The following is a 20,843-nucleotide window of genomic DNA, read 5'->3' on the forward strand; positions in this document are numbered from 1 at the left end:
TGCGGAACCCGACAGGCGCCGCGCGGCAGCGTTGGACACCCCCGCACGACCCCGGCCGCGCGCGCCGCACTAGCGTGGCTCGCGGCGACCGGCCCTCCGCGGACGGCGCCGCCCCAGCCGACCGCACCCCCGCGAGGTCCGATGTCCGAGCACCGCCCCGAGGCCGTCCCCGCGGCCGACGCCGCCGCGCACGCCGGCCCCGCGCCCGTCGCGTCCGTCGCCGCGGCCGCCCCGGCCCCCGTGGCACGCACCTCGGTCGCCACCGACGTCGCGCTGATCGCCACGTTCGCCGCGTTCGTCGCGGTGTGCGCCGTGCTGCCCGCCATCCCCACCGGTGGGGCCGTGCCGATCACCCTGCAGACCTTCGGCGTCGCGCTCACCGGCCTGGTGCTGGGCCCGCGCCGCGGCGCCCTCGCGCTGCTGCTGTACGTGGCCGTCGGCCTGGCGGGCGTCCCGGTGCTGTCCGGCGCGACCGGCGGGCTCGGCGTGCTGGCGTCGCCGTCGGCCGGCTACCTGCTCGCGTTCCCCGCGGCCGCGGCGATCGCCGGCGGGTTCGGGCTGCTGGCGCGCCGCGCGCCCGGCCGGTGGCGCGTCCCCGCGCTGCTCGGCGCCGCGACCGCCGGCTCGCTGCTGGTGATCCACCCGCTCGGCATCGCGGTCATGGGCTGGCGGCTGGGCCTGTCCGCGTCCGAGGCGGTCGCCGCCGGCGCCGTGTTCCTGCCGGGCGACCTGATCAAGAACGCGCTCGCCGCCGTGGTCGCCGCGGCCGTGCTCCGCGCCTTCCCGGACCTGCTGCGCGGCCGGTGATCGAGCTCGACGGCGCGGTCGTCACGGCGTACGCCCCGGGCGAGGCACGCCGCGGGGCCGAGCGGGTCGTCACCCTGCTGGGCCCGGTCACGGCGACGCTCACGGAGCGTCGGGTCGCCGTCGTCGGCGCGAACGGCTCGGGCAAGTCGACGCTCGCCCGGCTGCTGAACGGCCTGACGCTGCCGTCGGCAGGCTCGGTGCGGGTCGACGGCCTCGACACCGCGCGCGACGGCGCCGCGGTGCGCCGCCGGGTCGGCTTCCTGTTCACCGACCCCGACGCGCAGGTCGTGATGCCGACGCCCGTCGAGGACGTCGCGCTCTCGCTCCGCCGGCTCGGGGTCCCCGGCCGCGAGCGCGACGCCCGCGCCCGGGAGGCGCTGGACCGCGTGGGCCTGGCCTCCCGCGCCGACCTGCCGGTCCGGGCGCTGTCCGGCGGCCAGCGGCAGCTGCTCGCGCTGGCCGCGGTGCTCGCCACCGTGCCCGCGGTGCTGGTCTGCGACGAGCCCACCACGCTGCTCGACCTGCGCTGGCGCCGCGTCGTCGACGGCCTGCTCGCCGACCTCCCCCAGCAGGTGGTCCAGGTGACGCACGACCTCGACGCGGCGGCGCGGGCCGACCGGGTGCTGGTCGTCGACGACGGCCGCGTGGTGCACGACGGCGCGCCCGGGCCCGCCCTCGACGCGTACCGCGCGCTGATGGCGGTCGAGCCCGCGTGACGCTGCTCGGCGCGCACCGCACCGCCCGCACCCCGCTGGACCGGGCGCCGGTCGGGGCCAAGCTCGCGGCGCTGGCGCTGCTCGGCGTCGCCGTCGTGGCGACCCGGGGCGTGCCGGCGGCGCTCGTGCTTCTCGGGGTGGCGGTCGCGGCCGCCGCCGTCGCCGCGCTCCCCCCGCGCCCCACGCTCCGCGGGCTGCTCCCGGTGCTCGTGACGGCGCTGCTCGCCGGCGCGTACCAGGCGTGGGCCCGCGGGCCCGGGCCGGCCGTCGAGGTGGTCGCCGACCTGCTGACCCTGGTCCTCGGCGCCGCGGTGGTCACCGCCACCACCCCCGCCGACCGGCTCCTCGACGCCCTCGCGCGCGCCGCCCGGCCGCTGCGCCGGGTCGGCGTCCCGCCCGACCTGGTCGCCCTCGCGGTCGCGCTCGTGCTCCGGTCGGTGCCCGAGATCGCCCGCACCGTGCACGAGGTCCGGGACGCGGCGCGCGCCCGCGGGGTCGAGCGCGACCCGCGGGTGTGGCTCACCCCGGCGGTGCTGCGGGTCGTCGGCCGCGCGCGGGACCTGGGCGAGGCGCTGGCCGCGCGCGGCATCGTCGACTGACAGCCCCGCGCGACCCTGCGTCGCGCTCGCCGGGCGGACCGCCGCGCCCCGGGCTACCGTCCCCGGCATGACGTTCCAGGACGGCGGCCGGTTCGAGGGCGGGCGTGTGCAGTCCCGCCGCGGCGGGGGCCGCGGGCGGGGCATCGCGGTGGGCGGCGGCCTCGGCACGCTGGTGCTCGTGGTGGTCGTGACACTGCTCGGCGGCAACCCGGCGCAGCTGCTGTCCGGCGACGGCGGGACGGGCGCAGGCTCGCAGGAGCAGGTCTCCGAGATCGGGGACTGCACGGCCGAGCAGGCCAACGCCGAGCGCGAGTGCCGGCTCTCGGCGACGGTCCAGTCGCTCGACACCTACTGGCAGCGCACGCTGCCCGAGCTCGCGCAGGACCCGGACGTCGAGCCCGCCGTGGTGTCCTTCCAGGACGCCACCGAGACCGGCTGCGGCAGCGCCTCGGCGTCGACGGGGCCGTTCTACTGCCCGCCGGACCGGACGATCTACCTCGACCTGTCGTTCTACGACCTGCTCGCCTCGCAGTACGGCGCGCAGGGCGGCCCACTCGCCGAGATGTACGTCGTGGCGCACGAGTACGGGCACCACATCCAGCAACTCACGGGGATCTTCGACAGCGCGGACCGGTCCGGGACCGGCGACGACTCCGACTCGGTCCGCGTCGAGCTCCAGGCCGACTGCTACGCGGGCCTCTGGGCCGGCGACGCCGCAACGACGGTCGACCCGGACACCGGCGTGACGTTCCTGGAGCCGATCACCGAGGCGCAGCTCGCCGACGCTGTGTCCGCCGCGGCGGCCGTCGGCGACGACCACATCCAGCAGCAGTCGGCGGGCGGGGTGAACCCCGACACCTGGACGCACGGCTCCAGCGAGCAGCGCCAGCGCTGGTTCATGACCGGCTACCGCGACGGCACGGTCGCCTCCTGCGACACCTTCGCGGCCGCCTCGCTCTGACCCCGGACGCACGAACGCCGAGAGAGGTCCTCCCGCGCGCGGTAGGGCCGTTCACGGTCCTACCTCGGCGCGGAGGTCCTCTCTCGGCGTCCCGAGCGGGCGAGTCCGCAGGCTCAGATGTTGAAGCCCAGCGCCCGCATCATCGCGCGGCCGTCGTCCGTGATCTTCTCCGGGCCCCACGGCGGCATCCAGACCCAGTTGATCCGCACCGAGTCGACCAGGCCCTCCAGCGAGGTGCCCGCCTGGTCCTCGATGACGTCCGTCAGCGGGCACGCCGCCGAGGTGAGCGTCATGTCGATGACGACGTTGCGGCCCTGCTCGATCGCGATGCCGTAGACCAGGCCGAGGTCGACGACGTTGACGCCGAGCTCGGGGTCGATGACGTCGCGCAGCGCCTCCTCGACGTCGGCGGCGTTCACGGGCGCCGGCGCGGCGCCGTCCTGCTGCGGGGACACCGTGGTGTCGCTCATCGCCCCTCCTCGGGGTTCGTGGTCGTCACGGAGGCCTGCGCCACCGCGTCCTTCATGGCCGCCCAGCCGAGCAGGGCGCACTTGATGCGGGCGGGGTACCGGGCGACGCCGACGAACGCGACGGCGTCCTCCATCTCCTCGGCGAGGCCGTCGCCCTCGAACTTCTCGGGCAGCACGCCGCGGGAGTCCATGAGCTCGCGGAAGTCGTCGGACAGCGCGAGCGCGTGCTCGACCGACCCGCCGGCGACGGCCTGCGACATCACCGAGGCGGAGGCCTGCGAGATCGAGCAGCCCTGCCCGGTCCAGGTGAGCTCGCCGATGACCGGCGCGCCCGACGCGTCGGCGTCCAGGCGCACGCGCAGCGTCACCTCGTCCCCGCAGGTGGGGTTCACGTGGTGGACCTCGACGTCGTACGCCTCCTGCGCCCCGCGGTGGGCGGGGTGCTTGGCGTGGTCGAGGATCAGCTGCTGGTACAGCTGCTCCATGCCGGTGCTCATGCGGTGCGGCTCTCGCTTCCTCGGGTGGCTCGTCGTCCCAGTATCAGTCGGACAGTCCGAAGAACGTCCGGACCCCCGCCAGTGCTTCCCGGAACACCGCGATCTCCTCGTCCGTCGTGTAGACGGCCGCCGACGCGCGCGCGGTCGCGGCCACGCCGAACCGGCGGTGCAGCGGCTGCGCGCAGTGGTGCCCGACCCGCACGGCCACGCCGCGGTCGTCGAGGACCTGACCCACGTCGTGCGCGTGCACGCCGTCGACGACGAACGACACCGTCGCGAGCCGATCCACGTTCTCGGTGGGGCCGATGACCCGCACGCCGGGGACCGAGGCCACCGCGTCGAGCAGCAGCCCGGCGAGGTGCCGCTCGTGCGCGGCGACCGCGTCCATGCCGAGCTCGGCGAGGTACGTCGCGGCGGCGCCCATGCCGACGGCCTGGGACACCATCTGGGTCCCGGCCTCGAACCGGCGCGGCGGCGGCGCGTAGGTGGTCTGCTCCATCGTGACGACCTCGACCATCGAGCCGCCGGTCGTGACGGGCGGCATGGCCTCGAGCAGCTCGCGGCGGCCGTACAGCGCGCCGACGCCGGTGGGGCCGAGCATCTTGTGCCCGGAGAACGCGGCGAAGTCGACGCCCAGCGCGGCCAGGTCGACCGGCAGGTGCGGCACGCTCTGGCAGGCGTCGAGCACCGTCAGCGCGCCGACCTCGCGGGCCCGGGCCACGAACGGCGCGACGTCGGTGACGGCGCCGGTGACGTTCGAGGCGTGCGTGAACGCGAGCACCTTCGTCCGGTCGGTCACGACGGTGCCGAGCTCGTCCGCCCGGACGCGGCCGTCGTCGTCGACGCCGAGCCAGCGCAGCGTGGCGCCGGTGCGGGCCGCGAGCTCCTGCCACGGCACGAGGTTCGCGTGGTGCTCGGCCTCGGTGACGACGATCTCGTCGCCGGGCGCCAGCGCGAACCGCTGCGCCGCCGCTCCCCCGCGACCGAGCGTCGCGTTCGACATCGCGTACGCCACCAGGTTGAGCCCCGCGGTGGCGTTGGAGGTCCAGACGATCTCGTCGTCCTGCACGCCCACGAACGAGGCGACCTCGTGCCGGGCGGTCTCGAACGCCTCGGTGGCCTCCTCGGCGAGCTGGTGCGCGCCGCGGTGCACGGCGGCGTTCCGCTGCGTGTAGAAGTCCTGCTCGGCGTCGAGGACGACCTCGGGCTTCTGCGAGGTCGCGCCGGAGTCGAGGTAGACCAGCGGCCGGCCGTCGCGGACGGTCCGCTGCAGCAGGGGGAAGTCCGCGCGCACGGCGGCCAGCTCGGCGGCGTCCAGCGTCCGCCCCTGCCCGTCCTGCGCGGCCCGGTCCAGCGTGTCGGTCATCTCGGTGTCCTCGTCGTCGTCCGTCGTGGCGTGCTGCCCGGTCGCCCTCCGGGGGTGCGGGGCCCCGGGGGCGGCGGCGGTGCGGCCGCCGCCCCGGGTGCCTCGCGGGTGGTGCGGGACCGTCAGGCGGAGGCGCCCGAGGTCAGGAACCGGTCGTAGCCCTCGTTCTCGAGGCGCTCGGCGAGCTCAGGCCCGCCCTCCTCGGCGATCCGGCCGTCGACGAACACGTGCACGAAGTCCGGCTGGATGTACCGCAGGATGCGCGTGTAGTGCGTGATGAGCAGGACGCCCACGTCGGTCGACTCCTTGGCGCGGTTCACGCCCTCGGAGACGATGCGCAGCGCGTCGACGTCGAGGCCGGAGTCGGTCTCGTCGAGGATCGCGAACTGGGGCTTCAGGAGCTCCATCTGCAGGATCTCGTGGCGCTTCTTCTCACCGCCGGAGAAGCCCTCGTTGACCGAGCGCTCGGCGAACGAGGAGTCCATGCGCAGGCGCTCCATGGCGCCGTCGACGTCCTTGATCCAGGTGCGGAGCGCGGGCGCCTCGCCGTCGATCGCGGTCTTGGCGGTGCGCAGGAAGTTCGACACCGAGACGCCGGGGACCTCGACCGGGTACTGCATGGCGAGGAACAGGCCGGCGCGGGCGCGCTCGTCGGCCGACATCGCGACGATGTCCTCGCCGTCGAGCGTGACGGTGCCCGAGGTGATCGTGTACTTCGGGTGCCCGGCGAGCGAGTAGGCCAGCGTGGACTTGCCGGAGCCGTTCGGGCCCATGATGGCGTGCGTCTCGCCGCTGTTGATGGTCAGGTCGACGCCGCGGAGGATCGGCTTCGGACCCTCCTTCGTCTCGACGCTGACGTGCAGGTCGCGGATCTCCAGGGTGGGCATGCGGGTTCTCCTCGGAAGGCTCAGGCATCGCCGTCGACGTCGACGAGCACGCGCTCGCCGTCGACGGTCAGGGGGTAGACGGGGACGGGGCGGACGGCCGGGGGGCCCAGCGGCTCGCCGGTGCGCAGGTCGAACCGCGACCCGTGCAGCCAGCACTCCACGGTGCAGCCCTCGACCTCGCCGTCGGACAGCGAGACCGCGCCGTGCGAGCAGATGTCGCTGATGGCGTGCAGCGCGCCGTCCTCGTCGCGGACGACCGCGACCTCGACGGGGCCCGACGGCCCCTCGAGCTCGACACGGAAGGTGCCGGCCTCGGGGACGTCGGAGGTCATGCAGGCGAGCTGCGCGGTCATGCGGGCTCGTCCGCGGAGGCGACGGAGGCGGGCTCGTTCAGGATCGCGCGCTCGGCGTCGGTCTCGTCGGTGACGTCGGAGGCCAGGTCGCCGCCGGACACGGCCGCCGCGCCCTGGAACTCCGTCATCGACTGCGCCAGCTCGGCCTCGATCGCGGTGATGAGCCGCTCCTCGACCTCGGGCACGCCGATCTGGTGGATCAGCTCGGCGAAGAAGCCGCGCACGACCAGGCGGCGGGCGTCCGTCTCCGGGATGCCGCGCGAGCGCAGGTAGAACAGCTGCTCGTCGTCGAACCGGCCCGTGGCGCTGGCGTGGCCCGCGCCCTCGATGAGGCCCGTCTCGATCTCGAGGTTCGGCACCGAGTCCGCGCGCGCGCCGTCCGTGAGGACCAGGTTGCGGTTGAGCTCGTAGGTGTCGGTGCCCTCGGCCTCCTTGCGGATCAGCACGTCGCCGACCCACACGGTGTGCGCGCCCTCGCCCTGCAGCGCGCCCTTGTAGGTCACGCGGCTCTTGCAGTTCGGGACCGCGTGGTCGACGAACAGCCGCTGCTCCTGGTGCTGGCCGGCGTCGGCGAAGTACACGCCGAGCATCTCGACCGAGCCGCCCTCGCCGACGAACTCGGCGTCCGGGGTGAGCCGCACGACGTCGCCGCCCAGCGTGACCACGATGTGCTTGACGGTCGCGTCGCGGCCGAGCCGCACCCGGTGCGCCGCGTTGTGCACGGCACCCTCGGCCCAGTCCTGCACGGAGACGACGGTCAGGTGCGCGCCGTCCTCCGCCACGACCTCGACGGTCTCGGTGAGCAGCGCGGACCCGACGTGGTCGATGACGACCGTCGCCTGGGACATCGGCTTGGCGTGCACGAGCAGGTGGCTCCCGGTGGGCTCCAGCTGGCCCTCGACACCCTCCACCCGCACCGAGGTCACCGTCGACGCAACGGCCTCCTGCGGCACGGTCACGACGGTGGCACGCGGGAACGAGGCCCACGCGACGGCCGCGGCGCGGTCGCCGGGCTTCCCGGCGAGACCCAGGCGGGCGTCGTCGCGGTCCACGATCTCGACCTCGACCTCGGGCGCGTTCACGACCGTGGTGAGGACGCCGTGGCCCGTGAGCCGGCCCGACTCGGGGGCGAACAGCGGGGCGAGCCGGTCGACCGGCGAGAACCGCCACTCCTCCTCGCGCCCGTTCGGCACCGGGAAGTCCGCGACCTCGAACGAGGTGGCACGGGCCGCGCGGGACGACTCGGGGACGGTGCCGACGCCGTGGCTGTGCGCCTCGTCGGCCGTCGCGCGGGAGTGGTCGGTGGAGAGACCGGGGGTCTCGGGTGTGGTGGTCGACATCAGCCGACGGCCCCTTCCATCTGCAGCTCGATCAGGCGGTTCAGCTCGAGGGCGTACTCCATGGGCAGCTCGCGCGCGATGGGCTCGACGAACCCGCGCACGATCATCGCCATGGCCTCGGTCTCGGTCATGCCGCGGGACATCAGGTAGAACAGCTGGTCCTCGCTCACGCGGGACACCGTCGCCTCGTGACCCATCGACACGTCGTCCTCGCGGACGTCGACGTACGGGTAGGTGTCCGAGCGCGAGATCTGGTCGACGAGCAGGGCGTCGCACAGGACGTTGCTGGCGGAGTGGCTCGCGCCCTCCAGCACCTGGACCAGGCCGCGGTACGAGGTCCGGCCGCCGCCGCGGGCCACCGACTTCGACACGATCGACGACGAGGTGTGCGGCGCGGCGTGCACCATCTTGCAGCCGGCGTCCTGGTGCTGGCCCTCGCCCGCGAAGGCGATGGACAGCGTCTCGCCGCGGGCGTGCTCGCCCAGCAGGTAGATCGCCGGGTACTTCATGGTGACCTTGGAGCCGATGTTGCCGTCGACCCACTCCATCGTCGCGCCCTCGGCCGCGGTCGCCCGCTTGGTCACGAGGTTGTAGACGTTGTTCGACCAGTTCTGGATCGTCGTGTACCGCACGCGGGCGTTCTTCTTCACGATGATCTCGACGACCGCGGAGTGCAGCGAGTCCGACTGGTAGATCGGCGCGGTGCAGCCCTCGACGTAGTGCACGTACGAGCCCTCGTCCGCGATGATCAGCGTCCGCTCGAACTGGCCCATGTTCTCGGTGTTGATCCGGAAGTAGGCCTGCAGCGGGATCTCGACGTGCACGCCCGGCGGCACGTAGACGAACGAGCCGCCCGACCACACGGCGGTGTTCAGCGACGCGAACTTGTTGTCGCCCGGCGGGATGACCGAGCCGAAGTACTGCTCGAACAGCTCCGGGTAGTCCCGCAGACCGGTGTCGGTGTCGACGAAGATGACGCCCTGCGCCTCCAGGTCCTCGCGGATCTGGTGGTAGACGACCTCGGACTCGTACTGCGCGGCGACGCCGGCGACGAGGCGCTGCTTCTCGGCCTCCGGGATGCCCAGGCGGTCGTAGGTGTTCTTGATGTCCTCCGGGAGCTCCTCCCAGGACGTCGCCTGCTTCTCCGTCGACCGGACGAAGTACTTGATGTTGTCGAAGTCGATGCCCGACAGGTCCGCGCCCCACCAGGGCATCGGCTTCTTGTCGAACAGGCGCAGCGCCTTGAGGCGGGTCTTCAGCATCCACTCGGGCTCGTTCTTGAGCGCCGAGATGTTGCGCACCACGTCCTCCGACAGGCCGCGCTGCGCCGTGGCGCCCGCGTCGTCGGCGTCGTGCCAGCCGTAGCCGTAGTTGCCGATCGAGGCGATGGCCTCGTCCTGGCTCATCGGCTCGGCCGCTACCGGGCGTCCGGGGTCCGTCGTCGTCATCTCATCGTCCTTCCGCGGGTGCACGGGGGTCGGGGGGCTCGGGTGGGTCGGTCAGTCCGTCGTCGTCGGCCGGCGGACCGGCACGATCGGGATGTTCGTGGTGCAGACGTGGCCGCCGCGGGCCAGCGTCGCGAGCCGCTGCACGTGGACGCCCAGCATGCGGGAGAAGGCGTGCGCCTCCGCCTCGCAGAGCTCGGGGAACTCGCTCGCGACGTCCTGCACCGGGCAGTGGCCCTGGCACAGCTGGATGGCGTGGCCGCCGGGCACGGGGCGCGCGGTGGCCGCGAAGCCGTCGACCGCGAGGCCGTCGGCGAGCACCTGCGCCCGGCGGACCGGGTCGTCGCCCGCCTCCGCCAGCGCGTCGGCGTGCCGGACCTCGAGGTCGCGGACCCGCTTCTCGGCGAAGCTGCGCACCGCGTCCGCGCCGCCGATCTCGGCGACGAACCGCAGCGCCTGCGACGCGAGCTCGGAGTACTGCTGGGTCAGCGCCGCCTGCCCGGCCGCGGTCACGACGTACCGCTTGGCGGGGCGGCCGCGGCGCGCGGGCCCGACGGCGCCGCCGTCGTGCACGCCGATCTGCTGCTCGCCCTCCAGCACCGCGAGGTGCCGGCGGACGGCGGCGGCGGTCAGGTCGAGCTCGGCGGCCAGCTCGGCCGCGGACACGGGGCCGTCGGCGGCGATCAGGTCGAGCACCCGGCGGCGGGTGCCGGCCTCGGCCTCGGACTCGTGCTCCTGGCGGGGCGGCTCCGCGGGTCGGAGCGCGGGGCGGGGCGTCGCGGCGGCGGCCTCGGTCGCGCAGTCGGCCTCCGGCGCCGCGGCGGTCCCCGGCGTGCTGGCGCTCATGGCACACACCTCCGGTTCACTGCTGCGCGGCTGGATCGCGGGGCGGTCCGCCGTGGCGGCGCCGGCCCCGCGGAGCCCCGACGAGGGCTCCCGATATCGGCAACATCCTTGTTGCCGAAATAAGTCCTGGCAAGCAAGGTCAGCCTCACCACACCCTGGGCGCTGCCGCGCCCCCTACACTCGCGGGGTGCTCGGCCAGTCCTCCTCCCCGCCCGCCGTCGAGGTGCGCGGGCTCGTCAAGCGGTACGACGGCCGCGCCGTCGTCGACGGGCTCGACCTGCACGCGTCCCCCGGTCGGGTGACCGCGGTGCTCGGCCCGAACGGCGCGGGCAAGACCACCACCGTGGAGTGCTGCGAGGGCCTGCGCACCCCGGACGGCGGCTCCGTGCGCGTGCTCGGGCTCGACCCCGTCGCCGACGCCGCCGCGCTCCGCCCCCGCGTGGGCGTCATGCTGCAGGACGCGGGGCTGCCCACCGGCGTGCCGGCCCTGGGCGTGCTGCGCCACGTCGCCGAGATGTACGCCCGGCCGCGCGACGTCGGCGCGCTGGCCGAGCGGCTGGGCCTCACCCCGTTCGCCCGGACGACGGTGCGCCGGCTGTCCGGCGGCCAGCGGCAACGGCTCGCGCTGGCGACCGCGGTCGTAGGACGGCCGGACGTCGTGTTCCTCGACGAGCCCTCGGCCGGGATGGACCCGCAGGCGCGGCGCGCCGTGTGGTCGCTGGTCGAGGAGCTGCGCGCCGACGGCGTGGCGGTCCTGCTGACGACGCACCTCATGGACGAGGCCGAGGCGCTGGCCGACGAGGTCGCCGTCGTCGACCACGGCCGGGTCATCGCCCACGGGTCGGTGCCGGCGCTGCTCGCCGGGGCCGACTCCTCGACGCTGACGTTCCGGGCCGAGCCCGGGCTCGACCTCGCCGCGCTGGGGGCCGCGCTGACGCCGACCGGCGCCGCGGCGCGGGCCGCGGTCACCGAGACCGGCCCCGGCGCGTACGCCGTCGACTCCCCCGCCACCCCGGCGCTCGTCGCCGCGCTCGCCGCGTGGTGCGCCGACCGCGACGTGCTGCTCGCCCGCGTGGACGTCGGGCGCCGCACCCTCGAGGACGTGTTCCTCGACCTGACCGGACGGAACCTGCGATGACCGCGCCCGCTCCTGCCCCTGCGGGCGCCGCTGGCGCCGACCGCGCCGCGCCCGCCGGCCGCCGGGTCCGCGCCCAGGCCCGGTTCGAGACCCTGGCGGTGCTGCGCAACGGCGAGCAGCTGCTCGTCACGCTGATCATCCCGGTGGTCGCGCTCATCGCCCTCGGGCGGGGGTCGTTCCTCGACATCGGGGTCGGCGACGCCGAGCGGATCGACGTCGTCACCCCGGGGATCCTCGGGCTGGCCGTGATGGCGGGCTCGCTGACCTCGCAGGCCATCGCCACCGCGTTCGACCGGCGCAACGGCGTGCTGCGGCTGCTGGCCACGACGCCGCTCGGGCGTGGCGGGCTGTTCGCGGGCAAGGCGCTGGCGGTGCTCGCGGTCGCGGCGCTGCAGGTGGTCGTCGTCTCGGTGACGGGGCTCGCCCTCGGCTGGCGACCCGACCCCGCCGGCCTGCCCGGCGCCCTGCTCGCGCTGCTGCTCGGGGTCGCGGCGTTCACCGCGCTGGCGCTGCTGCTCGCGGGGACCCTGCGCGCGGAGGCGGTGCTGGCGGTCGCGAACCTGCTGCTGGTGGTGCTGGCCGTCGTCGGCGGGCTGGTCCTGCCGGTGTCCGACCTGCCCGGGTGGTGGGCCTCCGTCGCCGAGTGGCTGCCGCCCGGCGCGCTGGGCGAGGCGCTGCGCGCGTCCCTCGTCGACGGGGCGTTCCCGGTCGCGCACCTCGCGGCGCTGGCGGCGTGGGCGGTGCTGCTCGCCGGGGCGGTGCGGCGCTGGTTCCGCTGGTCCTCCTGACCCCGGCGCGCGGGTCGCGCGCGTGATCAAGACCTCGTGCACCGCGGCACGAGCGCGGGTCGGCGGACCGTAGGCTGGGCGCCGTGAGCCCCGACGTCGCCGCCGCCCCCGTCAGCCCCGCGCCCTCCCGGTTCGCGGCGTGGCGGGAGCGCCTGACCTACCCCGTCCTCGTGGCGAACCTGGTGGCGCAGATCGGCATCGTCGTCACCGGAGGCGCGGTCCGGCTCACCGGCTCCGGCCTCGGCTGCTCGACGTGGCCGCAGTGCGAGCCCGGGCAGTTCACCGCGGCGTTCCACCCCGAGACGACGTACCACCAGTACGTCGAGTTCGGGAACCGGACCCTGACCGGCGTGCTCGGCGTCATCGCCGTCGCCGTCGCGCTCCTCGTCTGGTTCGACCGCGACCGGTCCCGCTCCTACCGGTGGCTCGGGTTCGCCCCGCTGGCCGGCGTCGTGGCGCAGGCGCTCATCGGCGGCGTCGTCGTCCTGCTGCACCTGCACCCCGCGTGGGTCAGCCTGCACTTCATGGTGTCGATGGCGCTGGTCGCGGCGTCGACGCTGCTGGTGCACCGCAGCCGCGAGGGCGACGGTCCGCGGATCCCCGTCGTCGGGCCGTGGTCGCGGCGGCTCGCTCCGGTGCTCGGCGCGCTGCTCGTGCTCGTGCTGGCGCTCGGCGTCATCACCACGGGCGCCGGCCCGCACTCGGGCGACGAGGAGGTCGGCTACCGGATCGCCGTCGACCCGTACCTGATGGCCCGCGTGCACGCCGCGTCGGTGTGGCTGTTCACGGGGATGCTCGTCGTGCTGCTGTGGCTGAACCGGCGCGGGCCGCGCCTGCTGCGCCGCCGCGGGTGGGTGATGGTCGGGCTCGTCGCGCTCCAGGGCGTCATCGGGTACGTCCAGGTGTCGACCGACCTGCCGATCCTGCTCGTGATGCTGCACATGCTCGGCGCTGCGCTGCTCGCGGCGGGGACCACGCGGTACCTGCTGACGTTCCGCACCCGGGCCTGAGCACCGGGCGCCGCAGGCCGGGCGTCCGGAGACCGCGGTCAGCCCGCCGCCACCAGCGGCACCCCCGCGTCCGCGAGCGCCCGCGCCGCCGGGTCCGCCGGGTCGACGTCGGTGACCACCCCGGCGACCTCGTCCAGCGGCAGCACCCGGAACGGCGACGCGGCGCCGATCTTCTCCGCGCTGGCCAGCACGTAGGTGTCCCCCGCGCGCCGGGCGAGCGCCCGCTTGGTCGCGGCCTCCTCGGCGTCGCCGGTGGTCAGCCCCGCCTCCGGGTGCACGCCCGTGACGCCGAGCAGGAACACGTCGGCCCACACGCCGGCGGCCGCCTCGGCGAGCAGCGCGCCCGACGTGACGACCGAGTGCTTGAACAGCCGCCCGCCGAGCACCAGCACCTCGACCGTCGGGTGCTCCGCGAGCGCCGCGGCGACGGTCGGGCTGTGCGTGACGACCGTCGCCCGCAGGTCGGGGGGCAGCGCGCGGGCGACGGCGAGCGCCGTGGTCCCCCCGTCGAGGATCGCCGTCGAGCCCGGGCGCACGAGCTCCGCCGCCCGCCGGGCCACCCGGTCCTTGTTCTCGACCGCGACCGTGCGCCGGCCCGCGTAGTCCGCCACCGCGGGCGACACCGGGAGCGCGCCGCCGTACACCCGCTGGCAGAGCCCGGCCGCCGCCATCTCCCGCAGATCGCGCCGGACCGTGTCCTCCGACAGGCCGAGCCGCTCGGCGGTGTCCTTGGCGACGACGCGCCCCTCGGTGCGCAGCACGCGCAGCAGCTCGTCCCGTCGCTGTGCCGGCAGCATCGCGTTCTCCTCGGTAGTCGCCCGGTCTTTCTCGATACTGCCTAGTGTTGCACGGTTCTGCGCGTTATGGTCGGAACCATGACCGCACAGCTGATCCTCATCGCCGGCCCCTACCAGTCCGGGACGGGCGGCGACCCCGCCGCCATGGCCGCCAACCTCCGCCGCCTCGAGGAGGCCGCCTGGCCGATCTTCGAGCGCGGGCACGTCCCAATGATCGGCGAGTGGGTCGCACTCCCGGTGCTCGCGAGCATGGGCGCCGACGGCCCGACCGACCCCCGCGCCCAGGACGTGCTCTACCCGACCGCCGAGCGGCTGCTCGCCCACTGCGACGCCGTGCTCCGGCTGCCCGGGGAGTCGGCGGGCGCGGACAACGACGTGGCGATCGCCCGGCGGCGCGGGATCCCGGTGTACACGTCGGTCGACGAGATCCCGCGGGCCGCGGCGGCCTGACGAGGGGCGGGGACGGCGGCGGGACGGCGCGGCCCCGGGCGGGCGCGGGCGCTCCCCCGCACCCGGGCCCGCCCGCCATGCGGACACGGCGCGGACCGCGCACGACCAGGACGTACGCTCGCGCCATGGATCCGATGAGCAACCGGGGCTGCGCCCCGCGCCGGGGGCCCGGGGCCTGACCCCGGCACGCCCGACGTCCGCGTCGGCGTGCCGCTCAGGCACCCCGACCACCGCCCGCCGCACCGGTGGGCCGTCCCGCTGAGGACTCCCCATGCTCTCGTTCCCCCTCGGCGCGCGCCCGCGCGCCCTCACCGCCGCCGCCTTCGTGCTGGTCGGCTCCGCGTCCGTGCAGATCTCGGCCGCGCTCGCGTCGTCCGCCTTCGGCTCGCTGGGCACGCTCGCCGTGTCCGGCTACCGCATGACGGCCGCCGCTCTCGTCCTGCTCCTGCTGACCCGGCCCGCGCTGCGCAGACGCAGCCGGTCGGAGTGGGCCGGCATCGCGCTGTACGGCGTCGCGATGGCCGCCATGAACGTGCTGTTCTACGCCGCGCTCGACCGCATCCCGCTCGGCGTCGCCGTGACCCTGGAGTTCTGCGGCCCGCTGGCGGTCGCCGCGGTGGCGTCCGCCGGCCGGGCGCGGTTGCTGCCGTTCGTCGCGCTCGTCGGCGTCGTCCTGGTGGTCGGCACCCCGACCGGCGGGCTCGACCCGGTCGGCGTCGCGCTCGGGCTGGGCGCGGCCGCGGCCTTCGGCGGGTACACCGTGCTCGCAGGCCGCGTCGGCTCCGGGTCGGGCGGGCTCGGCGACCTCGCGCTGTCGGTCGCGGTCGGCGCCCTGCTGCTGTCGCCGTTCCAGGTCGCGCAGGCACCGGCGCTCGAGGGCGGGCACGTCGCCCCTCTGGTGCTGTCCGGGCTGATCGGGGTGGCGCTGGCGTTCTCGCTCGACTTCCAGGCCGCCCGGCTCGCCGGCACCCGGGTGGTCGGCACGCTGTTCGCGATCGACCCGGCGATGGCCGCGCTCGTCGGCGCGGTCGCGCTCGGCGACCGGCTGCCGGTCGCGGCGCTGGGCGGGATCGCGCTGGTCGTGCTCGCCGGCGCGGGCGCGGTCTGGTCCGCGGGCCGCGGCGCCGGGGCGTCGGCGCAGGAGGCGGTCCGCGCCAGGGAGGCGGTCGGAGCCTCGGACACGGCGACCGAGGCAGCTCGCCCCGCGGCGCCGGAACCGGTCAGGCCCGCCCCGCTCCCGCTCGACTGACCCCCTCGCGGCGACCGCGGTCTCCGCGAGTGCACAGCCGACGCGTCGAGTGCCTATCCACGGGGTAGGCACTCGACGTGTCCGGTAGGCACTCGACGCCGGCGGGCGGGCCGGGTGCGCAGCGAGGGAGCAATCGACACGTCGAGGGAGTAGCCGCCGACTACCCCCTCGACGTGTCGGCTACCCCGTCGGCGGACTGGTCAGGCGTGGGCGGCCGGGAGGGCGCCGGTGCGGGCGCGGGACAGGACGTGGTCGAGGAACAGGCGCGCCGCGGGCGGCAGGGCGTCCTCGGCGAACGTGCTGAGCCCCACGTCCCGCGTGGCGCCCTCGTCGAGGACGCGCAGGTGCCGCACCGGTCCGGCGTCGGCGGCCGACCCGTGTCCGCCGGTACCACCCGCACCGCTGCCCCCGCCGTCGACACCGCCGTCCCCACCGTCAGCGCCGCCGACACCCCCGCCACCACCGCCCGCACCACCGCCCGGGGCGCGACCCGCACCACGTCCGCCCGCGCCCCCGGCGCCGCCTGCTGCCGCCGGGGAGCCCGCCGGGGAGCCCGCCGGCAGCAGCGCCACCCCGAGCCCCGCCGCGACGAACCCGTGCAGCGTGGGCACGTCCTCGCCCTCGAACGCCGGTGTCGGCCGGAACCCCGCCGCCTGGCACAGCCGCTCGGTCTGCCGCCGCAGCGTCGACGGCGGCCGGAGCAGCAGGAAGGGCTCCCCCGCGGCGTCCCCCAGCCGCACCGCCTCGCGCTCGGCGAGCCGGTGCCCGGCCGGCACGGCCAGCCGCAGCGGCTCGGTGAGCAGCACCCGGTGGTGCACGGCGGGGCCCGAGGGCGGCACGGTGGAGATGAGCAGGTCGACCCGTCCGGAGTCGAGCAGCGCGTCGGCGAGGTGGTCGGGCGTCTGGGTGAGCTCGAACCGCACCCGCGGGTGCTGCCGGCGGAACGTCCGCACCAGCTCGGGCACCAGCCACGAGCCGAGGGTCGTCTGGAACCCGAGGGTCACGGTGCCCGTGTCCGGCTGCACCGCCGCGTCGACGGCGGCCAGGCCGTCGTCGAGCTGGTGCAGGACGCCGTCGAGGTGGCGCTTGAACACCGCGCCGGCGTGCGTCATCCGCAGGTGGCGGCCCGACCGCCGCAGCAGCGGGGCGCCGACCTCGCGCTCGAGGCGGGCCAGCGCCCGGGAGACACCGGGCTGGCTGACCTGCTCGATGTCCGCGACCTCGGTCACGGTCGCACCGTCGGCCACCTGCTGGAACCACCGCATCGCCTGCACGTCCACGTCGCATGACGCTAGCGCATGGATCGGTGGCGCTCGCGTCATTAGACGCATGGGCAGCACGTCACGAGACTGGGTGCCATGTCGACGACCTCCACCCGCACCCCGTTCGCGACCACCCTGCGCCGCGCGTTCGCGCCGTACGCGGCGACCACCGCGGTCGAGATCCGCACCGCCGGCTGGACCCGCGGCGCCGCGCCCGTGACGCACCAGGCCCCGACCGCGCCCGCCGCCCGGGCCGGGCGCGCGCAGGACGTCCCCGTCGCGGCCTGAGCCCAGGCCCGCGCAGCGCCGCATCACTCACCCACCGCCCCTGCCGCCCATCTCCGGGCGTCGGGGGCGTTGCTCCATCCGGGTGGACCTGCCACGCCGGCCGGAAGCCGCTTGCCCGCGGCGTGACCTGCACCGGGACCGACGGGACGTGCGGCCCCGGCTCCGGCGCGACGGGTGATTGAGGATTCATCTACCCATCCGGATCGTTCTCCGTACCGAATGAACGGGTGAGCGCCCGCTGCAGCCAACCGGCGAGCGCGACCCGCCCAGTCGCATCGGAGCCCCCCATGACCGCCCTCGCAGACGCCCCCCGAGCCGTGACCGACCTGTTCGGCGAGCCCCTCAGCCCCCGGGAGCGCGTCGTCCTCGCCGAGCTCGCCGAGGACGTGACTCTCGAGGACATCGCCCGCAAGCTGTTCGTCTCGCGGAACACCGTGAAGACCCAGGTGCGGTCGATCTACCGCAAGATCGGCGCGTCGACGCGCGCCGAGGCGGCGGCGTGGGCGGAAGCCGCCGGCCTGCGCTGACGCCGTGACGCGCTGACCTGCGCCCGCGTCCGCGCGCCCGAGATCGCCGGGCAATCCCCTTCAGGTGTGTCGTAGGTCACATCTACGCTCGCTCCATGGAACAGGCGATCGAGGCCCGCGGGCTCGTCAAGCGCTACAAGGGCGTCACCGCCCTCGACGGCGTCGACCTCACGGTGCCGTCCGGCACCGTGCTCGGTCTGCTCGGCCCCAACGGGGCCGGCAAGACCACCATCGTCCGGGTCCTGTCCACGCTGCTGCGCCCCGACGCGGGCAGCGCGCGGGTCACGGGCGTCGACGTGCTCGCCCGCCCCGCCGAGGTCCGGCGGCGCATCGGCCTGTCCGGCCAGTACGCGGCGGTGGACGAGTACCTGTCCGGCTACGAGAACCTCGAGATGATCGGGCGGCTCTACCACCTCGGCAAGCGGCGGTCCCGGGACCGGGCGCGCGAGCTGCTGGCGTCGTTCCGGCTCGAGGACGCCGCCGACCGGCCGGCCAAGACCTACTCCGGCGGCATGCGGCGGCGGCTCGACCTGGCGGGCGCGCTCGTCGCCGACCCGCCGGTGATCTTCCTGGACGAGCCGACGACGGGTCTGGACCCGCGCGGCCGGACCGAGATGTGGGACGTCATCCAGACGCTCGTCGCCGGCGGCACCACGCTGCTGCTGACCACGCAGTACCTGGAGGAGGCCGACGTCCTCGCCGACGAGATCGTCGTCATCGACCACGGCCGGATCATCGCCCAGGGCACCGCGGACCAGCTGAAGCGCCAGGTCGGCGGCGAGCGCCTGGAGCTCACCGTCGCGGACGTCGCGCTGCTCGCCGGCGTCGAGGAGGTGCTCGCCCCGCTCGGCGTCGGGCGGCCCACCGTGGACGACGGCCGGCGGTCGTTCGTCATGCCGGTGTCCGGCGGGCCCGAGGTGCTCAGCGAGGCGCTGCGGCGGCTCGACGAGCGCCAGGTCCGGCTGGAGGACGTCGGCCTGCGCCGCCCGACCCTGGACGACGTGTTCCTCGCCCTGACCGGCAAGACCGCGGAGCAGGACGGCAACCCCGACCCGAAGGCAGGTGCGTGATGCCGGTGCCACCCGTGATCGCGGACGCCTCCGTGGTCGCCAAGCGGAACATCATCAAGATCAAGCGGGTGCCCGACCTCCTGGTCTTCACCACGCTGTCCCCCATCATGTTCGTCCTGCTGTTCTCCTACGTGTTCGGCGGCGCGATCGACCAGCAGGGCGGCGGGCAGGCGTACCGGGAGTTCCTCATCGCGGGGATCTTCGCCCAGACCGTGATCTTCGGCGCGACCGTCACCGGGGCGGCCCTCGCGGAGGACCTGAAGAAGGGCATCCTCGACCGGTTCCGGTCGCTGCCCATGGCGCCGTCGGCGGTCCTGACCGGGCGCACGTTCTCCGACGTCGTGAACAACGTCATCGTGCTGATCGTGATGGGCCTGACCGGGCTCGTGGTCGGCTGGCGCATCCGGTCGTCCGTGCTGGACGCCCTGGCGGGGTTCGGCCTGCTGCTGGTGTTCGCCTACGCGATCAGCTGGATCATGGCGTGGATCGGGATGCTGGTGCCGAGCCCCGAGGTGGTGAACAACGCGTCGTTCATCGTGATCTTCCCGCTGACGTTCGTGGCGAACACGTTCGTCCCGCTCGACACGCTGCCCGCGCCGCTGCAGACGTTCGCCGAGTGGAACCCGGTGTCGGCGGTGACCCAGGCGGCGCGGGAGCTGTTCGGCAACATCCCGCCCGGGGTGCCCGAGCCGACGGCGTGGCCGCTGCAGCACCCGGAGGTGTACACGCTCATCTGGTCGGCGCTGTTCCTGGTGGTGTTCGTGCCGCTCGCCAACGCGCAGTACCGCGTGTCGACCAGCCGCTGACCGCGGCCCGGCGCCGCCCCGACCGGGCGTCAGACCGACCCGCCGACCCGCCGTCCCTTGCGCGCGTACAGCGCCTCGTCGGCGCGGGCCAGCGCGTCCCGCACGGGCTCGTCGCCGTCGGCCTGCGCCACGCCGTGGCTCCAGGTCGGGTCGCCGGCGACGTGCCGCAGCCCGGCGGCCGTCACCCAGTCCTCGGCCCCCGCCGCGTCCCGGCCGGCGAGCACCACCGCGAACTCGTCGCCGCCGACCCGGCCGATCAGGTCGTCGTCGGCGAGGCCCGCGCGCCAGCCGTCCACGAGCCGCACCAGCACCTCGTCGCCGGCCGCGTGCCCGAGCGTGTCGTTCACGACCTTGAAGTCGTCGACGTCCAGGCAGACGACGGCGGCGGGCCGACCCCGCCGCGCGGCGTCGTGCAGCACCAGGGCGGCGCGCTCGTCGAACGCGGCGCGGGTCAGGGCGCCGGTGAGGTCGTCGGTCGTGGCCAGCAGGCGCAGCCGCTGCAGCAGGTACGTGACCAGGCCGCTCATCACGACGGTGGTGAGCGCGAGCACCAGCCACGTCGTCAGCGCGAACGGCACGGGCGACGCGAGCATCGCCAGGCCGAGCACGACGACCACCAGCCCGAGCACCCGGCGCACGGTGCGGGGCTCGCCCAGCAGCGCCGCGGCCTGCCCGGCGACGACCAGGCCCAGGCTCGTCGTGACGACCCCCGCGAGGGTCTGGCAGCTCGCGACGAGCACCCCGCCGATCCCGATCGCCGCGACCAGCGCGGCCAGCGGGGCGCGCGGCCGGTCACGGAGCAGCAGCAGCGCCACGGCCAGGAGGGCGAGCGCCGCCGACCCGCCGTACCAGACACCGACCAGGGTCAGGCGCGACGGCGGCCAGACCGCGCTGACCAGGCAGAGGACCGCGCAGAGCAGCAAGGCCCCGGCGGTGTGCGAGGCCGCGAGGAACAGGCGTGCGCCGTCTCTCGGGGGGCGGGTCCGCGCGCGCACGGCCACCCCATCGGACGCTGGCGGTGTCACCTGACCGGTGGGCGGCCGGACCACCCGTCCGGGCGAACGGGCGCCGCGCCGGGCACGGCGTGTTCGAGCGCCCGCTGACGTGCAGATCGTGAGGAAATACGCCCTATTTGCCCATTTGCCTCTTTTTGTCCACCTGGTCGGCACAA

General features: G+C 75.3%; 24 protein-coding genes. 13 read left to right on the forward strand and 11 right to left on the reverse strand.

The window, feature by feature from the left end; translation table 11 throughout:
• Positions 1-141 precede the first annotated feature (141 nt).
• The 4 genes from KVT14_RS11105 to KVT14_RS11120 all read left to right on the forward strand — a co-directional run bounded on the left by KVT14_RS11105 (position 142) and on the right by KVT14_RS11120 (position 3,083).
• Positions 142-807, forward strand: coding sequence for a biotin transporter BioY (locus tag KVT14_RS11105; protein WP_217615724.1), 666 nt, complete (start codon positions 142-144; stop codon positions 805-807).
• The gene (locus KVT14_RS11110) at positions 804-1,523 is read left to right on the forward strand and encodes an energy-coupling factor ABC transporter ATP-binding protein (protein ID WP_217615725.1); all 720 of its coding nucleotides are present in this window, start codon (positions 804-806) and stop codon (positions 1,521-1,523) included. The genes KVT14_RS11105 and KVT14_RS11110 overlap by 4 nt, the downstream gene beginning before the upstream one ends.
• The gene (locus KVT14_RS11115) at positions 1,520-2,122 is read left to right on the forward strand and encodes an energy-coupling factor transporter transmembrane component T (RefSeq protein ID WP_246855123.1); all 603 of its coding nucleotides are present in this window, start codon (positions 1,520-1,522) and stop codon (positions 2,120-2,122) included. The genes KVT14_RS11110 and KVT14_RS11115 overlap by 4 nt, the downstream gene beginning before the upstream one ends.
• Positions 2,123-2,189: 67 nt before the next feature.
• Positions 2,190-3,083 (forward strand): neutral zinc metallopeptidase, encoded by an 894-nt coding sequence (locus tag KVT14_RS11120; protein ID WP_217615726.1) that lies wholly within the window; start codon positions 2,190-2,192, stop codon positions 3,081-3,083.
• A 113-nt stretch (positions 3,084-3,196) separates the two neighbouring features.
• On the opposite strand, the gene KVT14_RS11125 is transcribed toward KVT14_RS11120, so the two are convergent.
• From KVT14_RS11125 to KVT14_RS11160, 8 genes are all read right to left on the reverse strand, one after another.
• Complete coding sequence (locus KVT14_RS11125; protein WP_147793719.1) at positions 3,197-3,553, reverse strand: metal-sulfur cluster assembly factor; 357 nt, start codon at positions 3,551-3,553, stop codon at positions 3,197-3,199.
• On the reverse strand, positions 3,550-4,050 hold the full coding sequence (gene sufU, locus KVT14_RS11130; RefSeq protein ID WP_210417340.1) for a Fe-S cluster assembly sulfur transfer protein SufU: 501 nt from the start codon (positions 4,048-4,050) through the stop codon (positions 3,550-3,552). Before sufU ends, KVT14_RS11125 begins: the two co-directional genes overlap by 4 nt.
• Positions 4,051-4,093: 43 nt before the next feature.
• On the reverse strand, positions 4,094-5,416 hold the full coding sequence (locus tag KVT14_RS11135) for a SufS family cysteine desulfurase (protein WP_217615727.1): 1,323 nt from the start codon (positions 5,414-5,416) through the stop codon (positions 4,094-4,096).
• Between the two features lie 122 nt (positions 5,417-5,538).
• Complete coding sequence (gene sufC / locus KVT14_RS11140; RefSeq protein WP_166939649.1) at positions 5,539-6,303, reverse strand: Fe-S cluster assembly ATPase SufC; 765 nt, start codon at positions 6,301-6,303, stop codon at positions 5,539-5,541.
• 20 nt (positions 6,304-6,323) lie between these two features.
• Positions 6,324-6,656, reverse strand: a complete 333-nt coding sequence (locus KVT14_RS11145) for a non-heme iron oxygenase ferredoxin subunit (protein WP_217615728.1) — start codon at positions 6,654-6,656, stop codon at positions 6,324-6,326.
• The gene (sufD, locus tag KVT14_RS11150; protein WP_217615729.1) at positions 6,653-7,996 is read right to left on the reverse strand and encodes a Fe-S cluster assembly protein SufD; all 1,344 of its coding nucleotides are present in this window, start codon (positions 7,994-7,996) and stop codon (positions 6,653-6,655) included. The genes KVT14_RS11145 and sufD overlap by 4 nt, the downstream gene beginning before the upstream one ends.
• The gene (gene sufB / locus KVT14_RS11155; protein WP_217615730.1) at positions 7,996-9,444 is read right to left on the reverse strand and encodes a Fe-S cluster assembly protein SufB; all 1,449 of its coding nucleotides are present in this window, start codon (positions 9,442-9,444) and stop codon (positions 7,996-7,998) included. Before sufB ends, sufD begins: the two co-directional genes overlap by 1 nt.
• Before the next feature lie 51 nt (positions 9,445-9,495).
• Positions 9,496-10,287, reverse strand: a complete 792-nt coding sequence (locus KVT14_RS11160) for a metalloregulator ArsR/SmtB family transcription factor (protein WP_217615731.1) — start codon at positions 10,285-10,287, stop codon at positions 9,496-9,498.
• Between the two features lie 187 nt (positions 10,288-10,474).
• Here KVT14_RS11160 and KVT14_RS11165 point away from each other — a divergent pair, with 187 nt between their 5' ends.
• The 3 genes from KVT14_RS11165 to KVT14_RS11175 all read left to right on the forward strand — a co-directional run bounded on the left by KVT14_RS11165 (position 10,475) and on the right by KVT14_RS11175 (position 13,223).
• Positions 10,475-11,425 (forward strand): ABC transporter ATP-binding protein, encoded by a 951-nt coding sequence (locus KVT14_RS11165; RefSeq protein ID WP_308161031.1) that lies wholly within the window; start codon positions 10,475-10,477, stop codon positions 11,423-11,425.
• Positions 11,422-12,213, forward strand: coding sequence for an ABC transporter permease (locus KVT14_RS11170; protein ID WP_217615733.1), 792 nt, complete (start codon positions 11,422-11,424; stop codon positions 12,211-12,213). The genes KVT14_RS11165 and KVT14_RS11170 overlap by 4 nt, the downstream gene beginning before the upstream one ends.
• An 83-nt stretch (positions 12,214-12,296) precedes the next feature.
• Positions 12,297-13,223 carry a COX15/CtaA family protein gene (locus KVT14_RS11175; RefSeq protein WP_308161032.1) on the forward strand — a complete coding sequence of 309 codons (927 nt, stop codon included), beginning with the start codon at positions 12,297-12,299 and terminating at the stop codon, positions 13,221-13,223.
• Between the two features lie 38 nt (positions 13,224-13,261).
• On the opposite strand, the gene KVT14_RS11180 is transcribed toward KVT14_RS11175, so the two are convergent.
• Positions 13,262-14,020 carry a DeoR/GlpR family DNA-binding transcription regulator gene (locus KVT14_RS11180; protein ID WP_217615734.1) on the reverse strand — a complete coding sequence of 253 codons (759 nt, stop codon included), beginning with the start codon at positions 14,018-14,020 and terminating at the stop codon, positions 13,262-13,264.
• Positions 14,021-14,098: 78 nt separating this feature from the next.
• On the opposite strand from KVT14_RS11180, the gene KVT14_RS11185 reads away from it, so the two are divergent.
• Together KVT14_RS11185 and KVT14_RS11190 are read left to right on the forward strand one after the other, a co-directional pair.
• Entirely contained in the window at positions 14,099-14,470 is a 372-nt protein-coding gene (locus tag KVT14_RS11185) for a DUF4406 domain-containing protein (RefSeq protein WP_217615735.1), read from the forward strand.
• Between the two features lie 271 nt (positions 14,471-14,741).
• On the forward strand, positions 14,742-15,719 hold the full coding sequence (locus KVT14_RS11190; protein WP_217615736.1) for a DMT family transporter: 978 nt from the start codon (positions 14,742-14,744) through the stop codon (positions 15,717-15,719).
• Between the two features lie 200 nt (positions 15,720-15,919).
• On the opposite strand, the gene KVT14_RS11195 is transcribed toward KVT14_RS11190, so the two are convergent.
• Positions 15,920-16,999 (reverse strand): LysR family transcriptional regulator, encoded by a 1,080-nt coding sequence (locus tag KVT14_RS11195; protein WP_217615737.1) that lies wholly within the window; start codon positions 16,997-16,999, stop codon positions 15,920-15,922.
• 78 nt (positions 17,000-17,077) lie between these two features.
• On the opposite strand from KVT14_RS11195, the gene KVT14_RS11200 reads away from it, so the two are divergent.
• The 4 genes from KVT14_RS11200 (at position 17,078) to KVT14_RS11215 (ending at position 19,672) form a co-directional block, all read left to right on the forward strand.
• Complete coding sequence (locus tag KVT14_RS11200) at positions 17,078-17,269, forward strand: hypothetical protein (protein WP_217615738.1); 192 nt, start codon at positions 17,078-17,080, stop codon at positions 17,267-17,269.
• Between the two features lie 287 nt (positions 17,270-17,556).
• Complete coding sequence (locus tag KVT14_RS11205) at positions 17,557-17,796, forward strand: helix-turn-helix transcriptional regulator (RefSeq protein WP_147793731.1); 240 nt, start codon at positions 17,557-17,559, stop codon at positions 17,794-17,796.
• A 95-nt stretch (positions 17,797-17,891) separates the two neighbouring features.
• Positions 17,892-18,866 (forward strand): ATP-binding cassette domain-containing protein, encoded by a 975-nt coding sequence (locus tag KVT14_RS11210; protein ID WP_217615739.1) that lies wholly within the window; start codon positions 17,892-17,894, stop codon positions 18,864-18,866.
• Positions 18,866-19,672: an ABC transporter permease gene (locus tag KVT14_RS11215; protein WP_147793733.1), complete on the forward strand. Its 807-nt coding sequence runs from the start codon at positions 18,866-18,868 to the stop codon at positions 19,670-19,672. The genes KVT14_RS11210 and KVT14_RS11215 overlap by 1 nt, the downstream gene beginning before the upstream one ends.
• Before the next feature lie 29 nt (positions 19,673-19,701).
• On the opposite strand, the gene KVT14_RS23465 is transcribed toward KVT14_RS11215, so the two are convergent.
• Positions 19,702-20,667 (reverse strand): GGDEF domain-containing protein, encoded by a 966-nt coding sequence (locus tag KVT14_RS23465; RefSeq protein ID WP_217615740.1) that lies wholly within the window; start codon positions 20,665-20,667, stop codon positions 19,702-19,704.
• Between the last annotated feature and the right edge of the window lie 176 nt (positions 20,668-20,843).

The sequence above is a fragment of the Cellulomonas sp. GbtcB1 genome (assembly GCF_019091725.1).
Classification (GTDB): domain Bacteria; phylum Actinomycetota; class Actinomycetes; order Actinomycetales; family Cellulomonadaceae; genus Cellulomonas.